Origin of the sequence: Nevskia sp., assembly GCF_051860985.1 — a bacterium.
Classification (GTDB): domain Bacteria; phylum Pseudomonadota; class Gammaproteobacteria; order Nevskiales; family Nevskiaceae; genus Nevskia.
Genome location: NZ_JBIMKV010000002.1, coordinates 229,459 through 245,079 on the forward strand (window position 1 = coordinate 229,459; position 15,621 = coordinate 245,079).

At 70.1% G+C, this 15,621-nt stretch carries 15 protein-coding genes; all 15 read left to right on the plus strand.

The features are described 5' to 3' along the window. The first annotated feature begins 13 nt into the window (after positions 1-13). The 15 genes from fliG to ACTIGJ_RS03345 all read left to right on the plus strand — a co-directional run bounded on the left by fliG (position 14) and on the right by ACTIGJ_RS03345 (position 15,599). Complete coding sequence (gene fliG, locus ACTIGJ_RS03275; protein ID WP_439638926.1) at positions 14-1,000, plus strand: flagellar motor switch protein FliG; 987 nt, start codon at positions 14-16, stop codon at positions 998-1,000. Positions 1,001-1,033: 33 nt separating this feature from the next. Then, positions 1,034-1,663, plus strand: coding sequence for a FliH/SctL family protein (locus tag ACTIGJ_RS03280; protein ID WP_439638851.1), 630 nt, complete (start codon positions 1,034-1,036; stop codon positions 1,661-1,663). Further along, a complete protein-coding gene (gene fliI / locus ACTIGJ_RS03285) occupies positions 1,660-3,000 on the plus strand; it encodes a flagellar protein export ATPase FliI (RefSeq protein ID WP_439638852.1) in 1,341 nt (446 codons plus the stop codon). The genes ACTIGJ_RS03280 and fliI overlap by 4 nt, the downstream gene beginning before the upstream one ends. A 15-nt stretch (positions 3,001-3,015) precedes the next feature. Next, the gene (gene fliJ / locus ACTIGJ_RS03290; RefSeq protein WP_439638853.1) at positions 3,016-3,459 is read left to right on the plus strand and encodes a flagellar export protein FliJ; all 444 of its coding nucleotides are present in this window, start codon (positions 3,016-3,018) and stop codon (positions 3,457-3,459) included. After that, positions 3,456-4,679 carry a flagellar hook-length control protein FliK gene (locus tag ACTIGJ_RS03295; RefSeq protein ID WP_439638854.1) on the plus strand — a complete coding sequence of 408 codons (1,224 nt, stop codon included), beginning with the start codon at positions 3,456-3,458 and terminating at the stop codon, positions 4,677-4,679. Before fliJ ends, ACTIGJ_RS03295 begins: the two co-directional genes overlap by 4 nt. A 197-nt stretch (positions 4,680-4,876) precedes the next feature. Continuing rightward, positions 4,877-6,901 (plus strand): flagellar biosynthesis protein FlhA, encoded by a 2,025-nt coding sequence (flhA, locus tag ACTIGJ_RS03300; protein WP_439638927.1) that lies wholly within the window; start codon positions 4,877-4,879, stop codon positions 6,899-6,901. Positions 6,902-6,938: 37 nt separating this feature from the next. After that, entirely contained in the window at positions 6,939-8,342 is a 1,404-nt protein-coding gene (gene flhF, locus ACTIGJ_RS03305) for a flagellar biosynthesis protein FlhF (protein ID WP_439638855.1), read from the plus strand. Continuing rightward, entirely contained in the window at positions 8,335-9,261 is a 927-nt protein-coding gene (locus ACTIGJ_RS03310; RefSeq protein WP_439638856.1) for a MinD/ParA family protein, read from the plus strand. The genes flhF and ACTIGJ_RS03310 overlap by 8 nt, the downstream gene beginning before the upstream one ends. After that, entirely contained in the window at positions 9,258-10,088 is an 831-nt protein-coding gene (locus ACTIGJ_RS03315) for an RNA polymerase sigma factor FliA (RefSeq protein ID WP_439638857.1), read from the plus strand. The genes ACTIGJ_RS03310 and ACTIGJ_RS03315 overlap by 4 nt, the downstream gene beginning before the upstream one ends. A gap of 18 nt (positions 10,089-10,106) precedes the next feature. Then, complete coding sequence (locus ACTIGJ_RS03320; protein WP_439638858.1) at positions 10,107-10,499, plus strand: chemotaxis response regulator CheY; 393 nt, start codon at positions 10,107-10,109, stop codon at positions 10,497-10,499. Beyond that, positions 10,499-11,281 carry a protein phosphatase CheZ gene (locus ACTIGJ_RS03325; RefSeq protein WP_439638859.1) on the plus strand — a complete coding sequence of 261 codons (783 nt, stop codon included), beginning with the start codon at positions 10,499-10,501 and terminating at the stop codon, positions 11,279-11,281. The genes ACTIGJ_RS03320 and ACTIGJ_RS03325 overlap by 1 nt, the downstream gene beginning before the upstream one ends. Before the next feature lie 36 nt (positions 11,282-11,317). Then, the gene (locus ACTIGJ_RS03330; protein WP_439638860.1) at positions 11,318-13,285 is read left to right on the plus strand and encodes a chemotaxis protein CheA; all 1,968 of its coding nucleotides are present in this window, start codon (positions 11,318-11,320) and stop codon (positions 13,283-13,285) included. A gap of 20 nt (positions 13,286-13,305) precedes the next feature. After that, a complete protein-coding gene (locus ACTIGJ_RS03335) occupies positions 13,306-14,046 on the plus strand; it encodes a flagellar motor protein (protein ID WP_439638861.1) in 741 nt (246 codons plus the stop codon). An 11-nt stretch (positions 14,047-14,057) separates the two neighbouring features. Beyond that, positions 14,058-15,074, plus strand: coding sequence for a flagellar motor protein MotD (motD, locus tag ACTIGJ_RS03340; RefSeq protein ID WP_439638862.1), 1,017 nt, complete (start codon positions 14,058-14,060; stop codon positions 15,072-15,074). A 42-nt stretch (positions 15,075-15,116) separates the two neighbouring features. Continuing rightward, positions 15,117-15,599 (plus strand): chemotaxis protein CheW, encoded by a 483-nt coding sequence (locus tag ACTIGJ_RS03345; protein ID WP_439638863.1) that lies wholly within the window; start codon positions 15,117-15,119, stop codon positions 15,597-15,599. Positions 15,600-15,621: the final 22 nt, after the last annotated feature.

Sequence of the window (15,621 nt, forward strand, 5' to 3'; positions counted from 1 at the left end):
TGCCAAGCAGGACATTCCGGGGCCCGAGCGCGCGGCGATCCTGCTGATGTCGCTCGGCGAGGCCGAGGCCGCCGAAGTGCTCAAGCACATGGGCGCCAAGGACGTGCAGAAGGTCGGCCAGGCGATGGCCACCTTGACCAACGTGTCGCGCGAGCGCGCCACCGAAGTGCTGGAAAGCTTCGTCACCGAACTCGATTCGCAGACCAGCCTCGGCGTCGGCGCCGACGACTACGTGCGCCGCGTGCTGGTCGGCGCGCTCGGCGAGGACAAGGCCAATGGTCTGATCGACCGCATTCTGCTGGGCCGCAATTCCAAGGGCCTGGAAGCGCTGAAGTGGATGGAAACCCGCGCCGTCGCCGATCTGGTCCGCAACGAACACCCGCAGATCGTCGCCATCGTGCTGGCCTATCTCGATCCCGACCAGGCGGCGGAAGTCGTCCAGCTGCTGCCGGAGCGGATGCGCACCGACGTGCTGATGCGCATCGCCAAGCTCGACGGCATCCAGCCGGCGGCGCTGAAGGAACTCGACGAGATCATGGAGCGCCAGTTCTCCGGCGGCTCCAACCTGAAGTCGTCGAGCGTCGGTGGCGTCAAGGTCGCGGCCAGCATTCTCAACCTGATGGATTCGGCGATCGAGTCGGCGATCACCTCCAGCATCGCCGCCGCCGACGAAGACCTCGGCCAGCGCATCCAGGACCTGATGTTCGTTTTCGACAACCTGGCCGATGTCGACGATCGCGGCATCCAGACCTTGCTGCGCGAGATCCAGACCGACCAGCTGGGCCTGGCGCTGAAGGGTGCGGATCCGAAGATCCGCGACAAGTTCCTGAAGAACATGTCCAAGCGCGCCGCCGACATGATGGTCGAGGACATGGAAGCCAAGGGCCCGGTGCGGCTGGCCGATGTCGAGGCCGCGCAGAAGGAGATCCTGGCCACCGCCCGCCGGCTCGGCGAATCCGGCGAGATCATGCTCGGCGGCAAGGGAGAATCCTTTGTCTGAAGCCTGCCCGCGTCCTGAGTCCGGAGTGCGCTGATGGCCGAAGCCGCCTACTGGTCTGCCGAAAGCCTCGGCACCGTGCAGCGCTGGGATCTGCCGGATTTCTCGCCGCCGCCGGTGGTCGAGCCGGTGCTGCCGCCGCACACCGCCGAACACTTCGACGAACTCGAACGCACCGCCTATGAAGACGGCTACGCCCGCGGCCATGCCGAAGGCCACGCCCAGGGTTACGGCGACGGTGCCGCCCGGGTGCGCGAACAGGCTGCCGCGCTGCGAGCGCTGTTCGATCACGCCGGGGCGCCGCTGAAGGCGCTCGACGCCGAGGTCGAACGGGCGCTGGTGGCGTTGGCGCTGGAAGTCGGCCGCCGGCTGGCCCAGGCCACCTTGCTGCAGTCGCCGGAGGCGGTCGCCGGCCTGATCCGCGAATCGCTCGGCGCGCTGGCGCAGCCAGCCCGCGACGCCCGCATCCACCTGCACCCGGCTGATGTCGAACTGGTGCGCGAAACGCTGGAACTGCCGGACGACTACGCCGGCTGGCGGCTGGTGGCGGACAAGGAGCTGATGCGCGGCGACTGCCTGATCGCCACCGATTCGGCGCGCGTCGACGCCCGGCTCGACAGCCGCGAAGCGGCCGTCGCCCAGGCGCTGCTCGGAGATCGCCGGTGAGCCTTGCCGCCGCCCGCGATGCCCGCCTGGTGCGCACGCTCGGCGCCGCCGCCGACCGCGTCGCCAACACTCGCAGCGTGATCGTCGAAGGCGTGCTCAAACGGGTCGTCGGCCTGACCCTGGAAGCGGTCGGCCTGCAGTCGCAGATCGGCAGCCGCTGTCGCGTGGTCAACGCCGATGGCGGCATGCTGGAAGCCGAAGTGGTCGGCTTCAGCGGCGATCGCACCTATCTGATGCCGACCGGCGAAATGGCCGGCCTCAAGCCCAATGCCCGGGTGATTCCGATGCAGCGGATGCCGCGGGTGCCGGTCGGCGACGGTCTGCTGGGCCGCGTCCTCGATTCCGAAGGCGAACCACTCGACGGCCTTGGCCATCTGCTCTGCGAGCGTCGGCCGGCCAGCCACACGCCGATCAACCCGCTGGCGCGGGCGCCGATCAAGGAGCCGCTGGATGTCGGCGTGCGCGCGATCAACGCGCTGCTGACTGTCGGCCGCGGCCAGCGGCTCGGCCTGTTCGCCGGCACCGGTGTCGGCAAGTCGACCCTGCTCGGCATGATGACCCGCTTCACGGCCGCCGATGTGATCGTCGTCGGCCTGGTCGGCGAACGCGGCCGGGAAGTGCGCGATTTCATCGACAACGCGCTCGGCCCCGAAGCGCTGAAGCGCGCCGTGGTCGTGGCCACGCCAGCGGACCGCTCGCCGCTGGCCCGCGTGCGCGGCGCCTGGCTGGCCACGCAGATCGCCGAAGCCTTCCGCGACCAGGGCAAGAACGTGCTGCTGCTGATGGATTCCTTGAGTCGCTACGCGCAGGCGCTGCGCGAGATCGGCCTGGCGGTCGGCGAGCCGCCGGCCACCCGCGGCTATCCGCCGAGCGTGTTCGCGCAACTGCCGAAGCTGGTCGAACGGGCCGGCAACGGCCTGCCGGGTGGCGGCTCGATCACTGCGTTCTACACCGTGCTCGCCGAAGGCGATGACCAGAACGACCCGATCGCCGACGCCGCGCGCGGCATCCTGGACGGTCATTTCGTGCTGTCGCGGGCGATCGCCGATGCCGGCATCTACCCGGCGATCGACATCGAGCAGTCGATCTCCCGCGTCGCCCACGAGGTCACGGCGCCGGAGCACCAGCGGCGCGCGCGCGCCTTCAAGCAGACGGTGTCGAGCTACCAGCGCAACCGCGACCTGATCAACATCGGCGCCTACAAGGCCGGTTCCGATCCCAAGGTCGATCAGGCGCTGGCGATGTGGCCGAAGCTCGAAGCCTTCCTGCGCCAGGACGTGCGCGAGCCGGCACTGTTTCCGGCCAGCCGCGATGCGCTGGCCGCCCTGTTCCCGTAAACCCCGAACCTGCCGATGAGCCTGTCCAAGAGCCGTCTCGAACTGCTGCACCGCGTGGCCGAACGCAACGAGCAGCAGGCGCTGGCCGCGCTGCGGGCCGCCGAAGCCCGGCAGGCCGAAGCGGCGTCGCTGCAGGACGAACTGCGCCGCTATCTCGACGACTACCAGGCGCGGCCGGTCGGCGTGCCGAACCCGCTGCTGCTCGACAACCAGCGGCAGTTCCTGGTCAAGCTCGATACCGCGCTGCGCGCGCAGGCGACGGCGGTCGATACCGCCAGCCAGCGGGTGGCGGTGGCGCGCGAAGCCTGGCTGGCGACGCGCCGCGAGCTGCGCATCAGCCTGCTGCTGCAGGAGCAGGGCGCGGCCGAGGACCGGCGGCTGGCCGATCGCCGCAGCCAGAAGGAAACCGACGAATTCGCGCTGAACCGCCACCTGGCCCACGGAGCCCCGCAGCCATGACCGCCGCCCTTGCCGCTATTGCCCCGGGCAGCGCCCGCGACCTTCGCCGCTGCAAGGCCGGCGACGCGGCCGATACCGACAGCGCGCCGTTCGCGAGCCTGCTCGGCAGCGAGCCGGCCGGCGCCGCACCCGCCAAGTCACCGGAGAAGTCCGCCGCCAAGGACGCGCCCGAAGACCCTGAGAGCCGCGACGCCAGCGACCCGGCCGACGGCGCGTCGGCGCTGCCGGCTTGGCTGCTGGCGCTGCGCGAGCCGCCGCCGCCCGCGACCAGCGGCGATCCGCTTGCGGCCGAAGGCGCGCTTGAGGACGGCGGCCTGCTGGCCGGTGCCGCGGCCGCTTCGGGTCCTGGCTCAGCGCTCGGTTCGGGCGCGGGCATGAGCCTCGACGAGCTGCGGGCGCTGAAAGGCGCGCCGGGCACCACGCCGCCGACCCAGACGCCGCCGCTGCCGACGGTCGCCGAAGCCGGTGCGGCAGCGGCCGCCGATACGCCGATCGGCGACGGCGCGTTCGCCCTGCCGTCGACGGTGGCGACCGGGGCGACGGCAGACCTGAGCCTCGACGCCCAGCAGAGCGCGGCGCTGGACGCCGCGCTGGCCCGGGTCGATGCCGGCAGCGCCGCCACCAGCCTGCCGGCGGCGGTGGCGGTCGACCGCGCGGCATCACCGGCGCTGGCCAGTGCGCCAGCGACGGCCGATCCGGCGGCGGCAGGCGCCCCGAACAGCGCGCTGGGCGGTGGTCTCGCCGACGCCGTCGATGCCTTCGGCGAGCCGCTGTCGCTGCAGGGGCACGATGCGGCGCTGCGGCTGGGCGAGCGGCTGCGCTGGCTGCGCGATTCCGGCGTGCAGGAAGCCCGGCTGCAGCTGCATCCGCGCGAACTGGGCAGCGTCGACATCCGCATCCGCATCGAAGGGCAGGGCGCGTCGGTGTGGTTCGGGGCCGATCATCCCGGCGCCCGGGCGGCGCTGGAAGCCAGCTTGCCGCAGCTGCGCGACCGGCTGGCCGGCGAAGGCCTGCAGCTGGCCCAGGCCTCGGTCGGCAGCCAGACGGCCGATCCCGGCGCCGGGCAGCCGCAGGGCGAGCGCGGCCGGTCGACGCCTTGGGCCGGCTTCGGCAACGGTGGCGACGACGCGGCCGCCGCGCGGTCATCGGTGGGATCGCAGCCGGCAGTGACGGGCCTTGCCCAGCGCCTCGGGCGCGGCCTGATCGACCGCTACGCCTGAGCGCTGACCACGGCGTCCGCCGCTACGGCGCGACGCAGATTTGACGCGCGGCCTGCCCCGGCGCGGCGAGAACAGGTCTTGCAACCCGCCCGGTGACAGGGGCGGACCACGGTCCTTCCCGCCGATCCGGAGGGCCGATGCCGAAGTCGATTTCCCAGTTCCTGAGCCAGCTGCGCGGCTTCGCGGGCAGCCGTGGCATGGCCGCTGGCATGGGCGCGCCGCTGATGCTGATGATCATCCTGGCGATGATCGTGGTGCCGCTGGCGCCGGTGGTGCTGGACCTGCTGTTCACCTTCAACATCGCGCTGGCCATCGTCATTCTGATGGCCGTGGTCTACGTGATGCGGCCGCTGGAATTCAGCGCTTTCCCGACCGTGCTGCTGCTGGTCACCCTGCTGCGGCTGGCGCTGAACGTGGCCTCCACCCGCGTGGTGCTGCTGCACGGCCACCAGGGCGGCGCGGCCGCCGGCCACGTGATCGAAGCCTTCGGCAACTTCGTGATCGGCGGCAACTACGCGATCGGCTTCATCGTCTTCGTGATCCTGACCCTGATCAATTTCATGGTCGTCACCAAGGGTGCCGAGCGCGTCTCGGAAGTGTCCGCGCGCTTCGTGCTCGATGCGCTGCCCGGCAAGCAGATGGCGATCGACGCTGATCTCAATGCCGGATTGTTGACGCGCGAGGAAGCCAAGCACCGCCGCGAGGAAGTGCGCGAGGAAGCGGACTTCTACGGCTCGATGGACGGCGCCTCGAAGTTCATTCGCGGCGACGCCATCGCCGGCATCCTGATCCTGTTCATCAACATCGTCGGCGGCCTGTTCATCGGCATGCTGAGTCACGGCCTGCCGTTCGCGGCGGCGCTGAAGAACTACACGCTGCTGACCATCGGCGACGGTCTGGTCGCCCAGATCCCGAGCCTGCTGATGTCGACCTCGGTGGCGATCCTGGTCACCCGCATGTCGAAGTCCGGGCAGATGGGCACCCAGGTGATGACCCAGGTGTTCGCCGAACCCAAGGTGCTCGGCGTCACCGCCGGCGTGCTGGGTTTGATCGGCGTCATTCCGGGCATGCCGAACCTGGTGTTCCTGAGCCTCGCCTGCATCTGCGGCGGTGTGGCCTGGGTGGCCGCGCAGCGGGTGAAGAAGAAGGCGGCGAGTGCCGCCAATCCGCCGCCGGCCGTGGCCAGCGCGCCGGCCGAGCTGGGCTGGGATGACGTCACCCAGGACGATCCGCTGGGTCTGGAAGTGGGTTATCGGCTGGTGCCGCTGGTCGACGCCAAGCAGGGCGGCGAGCTGATGGCGCGGATCAAGGGCGTGCGCAAGAAGCTGACCCAGGAGCTGGGCTTTCTGATCCAGCCGGTGCACATCCGCGACAACCTCGAACTGCAGCCGTCGAGCTACCGCATCACCCTGCACGGCGTGCCGATCGGTTCCGGGCAGGTCTATCCGGACCGCGACATGGCGCTCAATCCGGGCCGGGTGTTCGGCACCGTCGAAGGCATCCATGCCAAGGACCCGACCTTCGGCCTGGATGCCGTCTGGATCGAGCGCGGTGCCCGCGACCACGCCCAGACGCTGGGCTACACGGTGGTCGATCCAGCCACGGTGATCGCCACCCACCTGTCGCAGATCGTCAAGGACCACGCCCACGAACTGCTCGGCTTCGACGAGGCGCAGGCGCTGCTCAACGCGTTGGCCAAGAGCGCGCCGAAGCTGGTCGAGGACCTGGTGCCGAAGAGCCTGAGCCTGGCCGTGTTCGTGCGCGTGCTGCAGACGCTGCTGGCCGAGCGGGTCGGGCTCAAGAACCTGCGCGGCATCGCCGAGGCGCTGGCGGAAGCGGCTCCGCGCAGTCAGGAACCCGTCGTGCTGGCGGCGGCGGTGCGGGTCGCGCTGTCTCGTCAGATTGTTCAGGAAATCAATGGTATGGAGCCGGAACTGCCGGTGCTGACGCTGGCGCCTCAGCTGGAACGCGTCCTGCAGGACAGCGTGCAGGGAGGTGGTGCCGTGCTGGAACCGGGACTGGCGGAACGGATGCATCAGTCGCTGACCGAGCAGGTCCGGCGGCAGGCCCAGTCCGGGCAGCCGGCGGTGCTGCTGGTGGCCGCCAACCTGCGGCCCTGGCTCGCCAAGTTCACCCGCCAGTCGCTGCCTGACCTCCACGTGCTGGCCTACAACGAAGTGCCGGACAGCAAGCAGATTCGCCTGATCGGTGCGGTGTCCTGAGCACACGCCCCGACGCTTTCGACGGAGTCGACGCAACATGAAGATCAAGCGGTTCATCGGCAGGAACATGCGGGAAGCGATCCGCATGGTGCGCGAGGAACAGGGGCCGGATTCGGTGATCCTGTCGAATCGCCGCGTGCCCGGCGGCATCGAGGTGGTGGCGGCCGTCGACTATGACGAGGCGCTGATGCAGGCCAGCCTGCGCCGCCCGGCCGAGCCGGCAACGGCAGCCGCGCCGCAGCCGGAAGCGGAAGCCGAGCGGCTGCCGCCGAGGCCGCCGGTGGCGCCGCATCCGCTGGCTCATCCGCCGGTCGATCGTCTGCTGGCCGAGTTCGGCGAGCCGGACGCGGTTCCGCACAGCCCGTCGCGGCCATCGGCCGCCGCCGGCAACCAGGCGGCCAGCCTGGTCCACGCGGTGTCGGGCGCCCATGCGATGGCAGCCGCGCCGTCGGGCGAGTTCCTGGAACTGCAGCGGACCATGAGCCAGGAGCTGGGCGGCATGCGCCGGATGATCGAGGAGCAGCTCGCCGGGCTGGCCTGGAACGAGCTGCGCCGCAACCGCCCGCAGCGCTATGCGGTGCTGAAGACGCTGACCGATCTCGGCCTCGATGCGCCGCTGGCGCGCGAGATCGCCGATGCGCTGCCCGACGCCACCAGCGACGAGCGCGCCCGTTTCCTGCCGCTGGGCCTGCTGGCCCGGCGCATTCCGGTGGCGCGCGAGGACCTGATCCTGGAAGGCGGTGTGATCGCACTGGTCGGTCCGACCGGCGTCGGCAAGACCACCACGATCGCCAAGCTTGCCGCCCGCTATGCCGAACGCCACGGCCTGCGTGACATCGCGCTGGTGGCGATGGACCACTACCGGATCGGCGCTGCCGAACAGCTCTACACCTACGGCCGCCTGCTCGGCGTGCCGGTCTACACGGCGACACCGCAGCAGAGCCTGCGCGACGTGCTGACCCGCCTCGGTGATCGCCGGCTGGTGCTGATCGACACCGTCGGCATGAGTCCGCGCGACCACAACCTGCGGCAGCAGATCGAGATGCTGGCGGCGGCCAGTCCGCGGCTGAAGTTCTGGCTGACGATGTCGGCCACCAGCCAGTCGCACGATCAGGATGAGGTGATCCGCCGCTTCAGCGGGACCAGCGGCGACGGCGGCGACAGCCGGCTGGCCGCCTGCGTGATCTCCAAGCTCGACGAAACCACGCGGATCGGCGGCGCGCTGAGTGCCGCGATCCGCCACCGCCTGCCGCTGGCCTATGTCACCGACGGCCAGCGGGTACCCGAAGACCTCCAGATTGCCCGCGCCGATGGCCTCGTGATCCGCGCCCAGCAACTGGCCCGCAACGCCCCGATGGAACTGGACGACGACACCATGGCCCTGCGCTTTGCACCCCGTCTCGATGCGGCAACCACCACCGGAGCCCAGGTCCATGGCTAAGGCCCAGAACCCGGTGCTCGACCAGGCCGACGGCCTGCGCCGTCTGAAGCCGCCGTCGCCGGTCCGCGTGATCGCGGTGACCAGCGGCAAGGGCGGCGTCGGCAAGACCAATGTCTCGGTGAACCTGGCCGTGGCGATGGCCGGCAACGGCAAGCAGGTGATGCTGCTCGACGGCGACCTGGGCCTGGCCAACATCGACGTGATGCTGGGCCTGCAGCCGAGCTACAACCTGGCGCATGTGCTGGAAGGCAAGTGCCGCCTCGAAGACACGCTGATGTTCGGCCCGAACGGCGTGATGATCGTGCCGGCGTCCAGCGGCAAGCGGCACATGGCCGAGCTGTCGCCGGTCGAGCATGCCGGCCTCGTGCAGGCGTTCTCGGAACTGAGCAGGCCGCTCGACGTGCTGATCGTCGACACCGCCGCCGGCATCGCCGATTCGGTGATCACCTTCAGCCAGGCCTCGCAGGAAATCATCGTCGTGGTCACCGGCGATCCGACCTCGCTGACCGACGCCTACGCGCTGATCAAGGTGCTGAACCGCGATCACGGCATCAGCCGCGTACAGGTGCTGGCCAACATGGTCCGCGATGCCGGCGAAGCACAGAGCGTCTACGAAAGCTTGCGCCGCGTCGCCGAGCGCTTCCTCGACATCACCTTGAGCTTCGTCGGCGGCATTCCGCACGACGAATGGCTGAAGCGTGCCGTGCGCCGCCAGCGCGCGGTGGTCGAGGCCTATCCGAACTGCCCGGCCTCGGAAGCCTTCCGCCAGCTGGCCCGCAAGGCCGACAGCTGGGGCATGCCGGCCGGCGCCCGCGGCAATCTCGAATTCTTCGTCGAGCGGCTGGTCAATGCGCCGGTATCGCCGCTGCCCGCCGCGCTGCTCAACGGCCCGTCGATGGCCGGGGCGGTGCTGTCATGACCGCGATGCCGCCCGTGAAGGCCTATGCCCGCACCGTGGCCGCTGCCGACGAGGCGCGGCTGGTGCGCGAGCACCTGGAGCTGGTCAAGCGCATCGCCTGGCATCTGGCCGCGCGGCTGCCGGCGTCGGTGGACATCGACGATCTTGTGCAGGCCGGCGTCATCGGCTTGATCGAGGCCGCGCGCCACTACTGCGGCGATCGCGGCGCCAGCTTCGAGACCTACGCCGGCATCCGCATTCGCGGCGCGATGGTCGACGAGCTGCGCCGGGGCGACTGGGCGCCGCGCTCGGTGCACCGGCGGATGCGCGACGTCTCGGCCGCGATCCGCGCCATCGAACAGGATTCCGGCCGCGAGGCCCGCGATGCCGAGATCGCCGAGAAGATCGGCGCTTCCTTGAGCGAGTACCACGAGATCGTCCGCGACGCGACGCAGTGCCAGGTGCTGTCGATGCATGCCGCCGGCCGCGACGACGACGAGGACCGCGATTTCGAGGTCGCCGATCCCGGCGCCACGCCGTACGACGAGATCGAGCGCGCCGCCTTCATGACCGCGCTGACTGCCGCCATCGGCGAACTGCCGGAGCGCGAGAAGCTGGTGATGAGTCTGTACTACGACGACGAGCTGAACCTGCGCGAGATCGGTGAGGTGCTGGACGTCACCGAATCGCGGGTCTGCCAGCTGCACGGCCAGGCGCTGCTGCGCCTGCGCGCCCGCCTGGCCGAATGGCGCGATGCCCGCGATGGCAAGGCCCCGACCCCGCGCAACGAAACCCGCACGCGCAAGCCGCGCGCCGCTGCTGCACCCGCCCTTTCAACCGCCGCCTGACTCCGCGAGCCCCGAACGATGGACAAGAACCTCCGCATTTTGATCGTCGATGACTTCTCGACCATGCGCCGCATCGTCAAGAACCTGCTCGGCGACCTTGGCTTCACCAACACCGCCGAAGCCGACGACGGCAAGACCGCCTGGCCGATGCTGCAGGCCGGCGGCTTCGACTTCGTGGTCACCGACTGGAACATGCCGGGCATGACCGGCATCGACCTGCTGCGGGCGATCCGCAGCGACGACAAGCTGAAGGGCCTGCCGGTGCTGATGGTCACCGCCGAAGCGCAGCGCGACCAGATCATCGAGGCCGCCAAGGCCGGCGTGAACGGCTACATCATCAAGCCGTTCACCGCCGTCACGCTGAAGGAAAAGCTCGACAAGATCTTCCAGCGCTTCGAGGCGGCGGCGTAATGGCCGCCGTGGTGGTCAACATCAACGCGCGCTCGGCCGAGCGCGAAGCCGCGCCGTCGATCCCCGATCGCGCCGAGTACGTCAACCGCCTGCGCGAGATCCTGTCGGCGCTGGAGGCCGACGACCAGGCGCTGTTCGAATCGCGGCTGAACCAGCTGATGCGGCTGCGCGAGGACGGCCTGTTCGTCAACCTGGCCAAGCTGACCCGCGAGCTGCACCAGGCGGTCAAGGATCTGAACTTCGACGAACGCCTGCAGCAGCTGGCCGGCAGCGAGATTCCCGATGCCTGCGTGCGGCTCGACTACGTGGTCAAGATGGGCGAGGACGCGGCCCACAAGACGCTGGATGTCTGCGACGACAGCCGTGCGCTGGTCGATCGCCTGAACGGCTGCATCGGCACGCTGGACACGCTGCGCGAGCGGCTGCCGACGGTCGCGCCGCTGCCGATCAAGGGCCTGACCCTGGCCAACGACATCGAGCGCGTCGAACAGACGATGCGCGAGATCGGCGGCCAGCTGCGCAGCAACTTCTCGACCATCGCCCAGGCCCAGGAATACCAGGACCTGTCCGGCCAGGTGATCCGCCGGGTGATCGCGCTGGTGCACAACATCGAAGGCGCGCTGATCAAGCTGCTGATGGCGACCAACGAAGGCGTGCGCGGCCCGTCGACGGCCAGCGCGGTGACCGCCGGCGAACTGGCCGGGCCCACGGTGCCGGGACTCGGCAGCGGCGGCCAGAGCCAGCAGGACGCCGACAGCCTGCTCGCCGAACTGGGCTTCTGAGCCACGCCGCTACCCGAACTTCCCTCCGAGCACGCCATGAGCGCCAGTAACAACGGGATCGATGACGATATCCGGGCAGACTTCCTGACCGAGGCCGGCGAACTGCTGGACCGGCTGGGCGAGCAGCTGGTCGAGCTGGAACGCAATCCGCAGGACCGCGAGCTGCTGAACGCCGTGTTCCGCGCCTTTCACACGGTCAAGGGCGGCGCCGGCTTCCTGGCGCTGACCCACATGGTCGAGCTGTGCCATATCGCCGAGGAAGTGTTCGGCGTGGTGCGCGCCGGTGGCCGGCCGATGACGCCGGAGCTGATGGACGCGACCATGCAGTCGCTCGACCAGCTGGTGTCGATGATGGCCGAGGTGGCCGCCGGCCATGATCCGTCGCCGGCGCCGGCCGCGCTGCTGGCAGCGCTGAAGGCGCAGACCTCGGCGCCGCCGGCATCGGCTGCTGCTGCTGCCGTCGCGCCGGTGCCGGCCGAGGCCGCGCCCGCCGCGAAGCCGAAGGCAAAGCGGGTCCGCAAGCCGAAAGCAGCTGCGGCAAGCGGTAGCGATCTGATCAGCGAGGACGAATTCGAGGCCTTGCTCGACCAGCTGCATGGCGGCAAGCCGCCCGGCGTCGATACGCCCGCCACGCCCGCCCAGCCGGCCGCCGAGATGAGTCTGGAGGACGAGTTCGAGAAGCTGCTCGACCAGCTGCATGGCGGTGCCGCGCCGGGCATGACGGCACCCGCGCCGCCAGCGGCCGCGCCCGCGACGCCGCTGCGCGAGCCGGCGCTGCCGGCCGGGCCCGCCGCCGCTGCGCCGGCAGCGGAAACCACGGTGCGGGTCGATACCGTGCGCCTCGACCAGATGATGAATCTGGTCGGCGAGCTGGTGCTGGTGCGCAACCGCCTGAAGACTTTGCGGGCCCGCAATGCCACGCCCGAGGCGTACGCCAAGAGCGTCGGCGAGCTGGATCACATCACCCGCAGCCTGCAGGCAGCGGTGATGAAGATCCGCATGCAGCCGATCAGGAAGGTGTTTTCCAAGTTCCCGAAGCTGGCCCGCGATGTCGCCCGTGGCCTCGGCAAGCAGGTCGATGTCGAACTGATCGGCGAGGACACCGATCTCGACAAGAACCTGGTCGAGGCGCTGGCCGATCCGCTGGTGCACATGGTCCGCAACTCGGTCGACCACGGCATCGAGCTGCCGCAGGTGCGTGCCGCCGCCGGCAAGCCGGCGACCGGCAAGCTGCTGCTGTCGGCCGAGCAGCAGGGCGACCACATCCTGATTTCGGTGCGCGACGACGGTGCCGGCATCGACCCCGAGAAGCTGCGCCGCAAGGTCGTCGAGAAGGGGCTGATGGACCCGTCGCAGGCCGCCAAGCTGACCAGCGACGAATGCCTGCAGCTGGTGTTCATGGCCGGCTTCTCGACCAAGGAACAGGTGTCCGACCTGTCCGGACGTGGCGTCGGCATGGATGTCGTGAAATCCAAGATCACCGGCTTGAACGGCAGCGTGGTGATCGAATCGAAGGTGGGCCAGGGCTCCTGCGTGAAGCTGCGCGTGCCGCTGACCCTGGCAATCCTGCCGGCGCTTATGGTGTCGGTCGGCAACCGCCTGCTGGCGCTGCCGCTGGCCGATGTCTTCGACGTCTTCGCGCTCGACGAAACCCGGCTGCGCCGGCTCGACCACTGGCAGGCGCTGCTGTACCGCAACTCGACGCTGCGGCTGGTCGATCTGCAGGCCTGGAGCGGTGCCGGCCAGCCGCCGCCCGGCGAGCACGGCGATGCGCCGCGCCACGTGGTGGTGGCGCAGGCGCACGGCGAGCGCTACGGCTTCATCGTCCATTCGGTGAAGGCGCGCGAGGAAGTGGTGATCAAGCCGCTGGGCCTCGGTCTGCGCGGCCTCGCCGGGCTGGCCGGCGCGACGGTGACCGGCGAGGGCCGGGTGGCGCTGATCGTCGACTTCCCGGGCCTGGTGCGGGCCTGGTCGTCCGGCCTGCACGGCATCGCACTGTACTGACCCGCGGCCGGCGCTGACCCATGGATCTGCTGAGCATCATCGGCTTCGTGCTGGCGGCGGTCGCGATCGTCGGCGGCTCGATCCTGAAAGGCTCCGGCGTCGCCGCGCTGTGGGGGCCGGCGGCGTTCGTGATCGTCATCGTCGGCACGCTGGCGGCGATCACCGTGCACACGCCGATGGCCACCTTCAGGCGCGGCATGCAGATGGCGAAGTGGGTGTTCCAGCCGCCGCACGAGGATGGCCGGGCGCTGATCGCCCGGATCGTCGAATGGAGCAACAGCGCCCGCAAGCAGGGCCTGCTGGCGCTTGAGGGCGCGGTCGATGCCGAGACCGATCCGTTCATCCGCAAGGGTCTGCAGATGCTGGTCGACGGTGCCGAGCCCGACGTCATCCGCACGACGCTGGAAGTGCAGGTGTCGACCCGCGAACACTTCGACCTGGCCGGCGCCAAGGTCTGGGAAAGCATGGGCGTGTACGCGCCGACGCTCGGCATCATCGGCGCGGTGATGGGCCTGATGGCTGTGATGCAGAACCTGGCTGATCCCTCCAAGCTCGGCCACGGCATTTCGGCGGCGTTCGTCGCCACCATCTACGGCATCGCCAGCGCCAACCTGTTCTTCCTGCCGATCGCCTCCAAGCTCAAGGCCGCCGTGGCCGCCCAGGTGCGCACGCAGGAAATGATCATCGAAGGCCTGATCGCGATTTCCAACGGCGAGAACCCGAGGAACATCGAGGTCAAGCTGTCCGGCTTCCTGCACTGAGGCGCCCGGCCATGGCCCGCCGCCGCAGCCACGAGGAACACAGCAACCACGAAGCCTGGGCGATTCCCTATGGCGATCTGGTGACCCTGCTGCTGGCGCTGTTCGTGGTGCTGTACTCGATGTCCTCGGTCAACGAGGGCAAGTACCGGGTGCTGTCCGATTCGCTGAACGAGGCCTTCGGCGGCCGGCCGCGCAGCCCTTCGCCGATCCAGATCGGCGACAACCCGCAGCACGGCGCGGTGCCGACGCTGGTCAGCCTGCTGCCGCGTCCGGGCGCCGGCAGCGGTGCCGGCGGCACCCGGATCTCGCCGCTGCGGATGCCGCTGCCGTCCTACGGCCAGCCGCGCGGCGGCGCCCGCGATCTCGGCCGGATGGCCGCCGAAGTGGAAAAGGCGATGGGCTCGCTGGTCGATCGCCAGCTGGTCAGCGTGCGCGCCAACGGCCTGCGGCTGGAGATCGAGATCCGCGCCGACATCCTGTTTCCCAGCGGCGTGGCCGAGCTGTCCGAACCGGCCCGGCCGGTGCTGGCGCGGATCGCCGCCGTGCTGGCGCCGTTTCCGAACGCGGTGCGCGTCGAAGGCCACACCGACAACCTGCCGATCGCCACCCGCGCGTTTCCGTCGAACTGGCAGCTGTCGTCGGCGCGCGCGGCCAGCGTCGTCGCGCTGTTCATGGCCGATGGTCTGGACCCGAAGCGGCTCAGCGTCGCCGGCTTCGGCGAATTCCAGCCGAAGGCCGCCAACGACACGCCCGAGGGCCGCAACGCCAATCGCCGCGTGCTGATCGTGGTGCTCGGCACGCCGGACGCCGCCGAGGCCGCCCAGGACGCTGCCGCCGGACCGCTGCCAGCGCCCGTTCCGCCGGAAGCGGCTGCAGCCCTTGCGCCGCCGGCCGATCTGCCGGCAACCGATGCGCCGGCCCTGCCGCCGCTGCCGGTGTACAGCGCCGCCGATGCCGCGTCCGACGTGATGGTCGACCGCGTGCTGGAAAGCGAGCTGCTGCCGCACGGGCCGCCGGCAACGCCGTGAGGCCGTCGGTCCCCGTCACTGCCAACCCGAAGGTCGAAAGCCATGTCGATGAATGTCCGCCGCGCCCAGGATGACTCCACACGCTGGGTCACCTTTGAACTCGCCGGCCAGCTGTACGGGCTGGAAATCCTGAAAGTGCAGGAAGTGCTGGCCGACACCGAGATCGAATCGGTGCCCGGCGCCGCCGCGCAGATCCTGGGTGTCGCCAACCTGCGCGGCGCCATCGTCACCATTCTCGATCTGCGGCTGCGCCTGGGGCTGGCGGCGCGGCCACTGAGCACGCCGGTGTGCTGCGTGGTGGTCGACGGTCACGGCGAGTCGGTGGGCCTGCGGGTCGATCGGGTGGTCGATGTCCGGCGTATCGCCGATGGCGCGATCAAGCGCGCGCCGGCCACCGGCGGCGAAGCGGCCAGCTCTGGCGTGATCGGCGTCGTCACCCGGCCCGGCGAATTGCTGACCCTGCTCGACGCCGACCGCCTGGTGTCGGTGCTGGCGCCGGCGCCCAGCCTGCCGCGCGCCGCCTGAACCGGCCTGCCGCCGACGGAAT

What these genes read in the sequence shown, in the direction of transcription:
- ACTIGJ_RS03325 (WP_439638859.1), top strand. Translation starts at nt 10,499, where the DNA reads ATGGCCGCCGTGGTGGTCAACATCAACGCGCGCTCGGCCGAGCGCGAA.
- ACTIGJ_RS03315 (WP_439638857.1), top strand. Translation starts at nt 9,258, where the DNA reads ATGACCGCGATGCCGCCCGTGAAGGCCTATGCCCGCACCGTGGCCGCT.
- flhA (WP_439638927.1), top strand. Translation starts at nt 4,877, where the DNA reads ATGGCCGCTGGCATGGGCGCGCCGCTGATGCTGATGATCATCCTGGCG.
- motD (WP_439638862.1), top strand. Translation starts at nt 14,058, where the DNA reads ATGGCCCGCCGCCGCAGCCACGAGGAACACAGCAACCACGAAGCCTGG.
- ACTIGJ_RS03295 (WP_439638854.1), top strand. Translation starts at nt 3,456, where the DNA reads ATGACCGCCGCCCTTGCCGCTATTGCCCCGGGCAGCGCCCGCGACCTT.
- ACTIGJ_RS03280 (WP_439638851.1), top strand. Translation starts at nt 1,034, where the DNA reads ATGGCCGAAGCCGCCTACTGGTCTGCCGAAAGCCTCGGCACCGTGCAG.
- ACTIGJ_RS03330 (WP_439638860.1), top strand. Translation starts at nt 11,318, where the DNA reads ATGAGCGCCAGTAACAACGGGATCGATGACGATATCCGGGCAGACTTC.
- fliJ (WP_439638853.1), top strand. Translation starts at nt 3,016, where the DNA reads ATGAGCCTGTCCAAGAGCCGTCTCGAACTGCTGCACCGCGTGGCCGAA.
- ACTIGJ_RS03310 (WP_439638856.1), top strand. Translation starts at nt 8,335, where the DNA reads ATGGCTAAGGCCCAGAACCCGGTGCTCGACCAGGCCGACGGCCTGCGC.
- flhF (WP_439638855.1), top strand. Translation starts at nt 6,939, where the DNA reads ATGAAGATCAAGCGGTTCATCGGCAGGAACATGCGGGAAGCGATCCGC.
- ACTIGJ_RS03335 (WP_439638861.1), top strand. Translation starts at nt 13,306, where the DNA reads ATGGATCTGCTGAGCATCATCGGCTTCGTGCTGGCGGCGGTCGCGATC.
- ACTIGJ_RS03320 (WP_439638858.1), top strand. Translation starts at nt 10,107, where the DNA reads ATGGACAAGAACCTCCGCATTTTGATCGTCGATGACTTCTCGACCATG.
- ACTIGJ_RS03345 (WP_439638863.1), top strand. Translation starts at nt 15,117, where the DNA reads ATGTCGATGAATGTCCGCCGCGCCCAGGATGACTCCACACGCTGGGTC.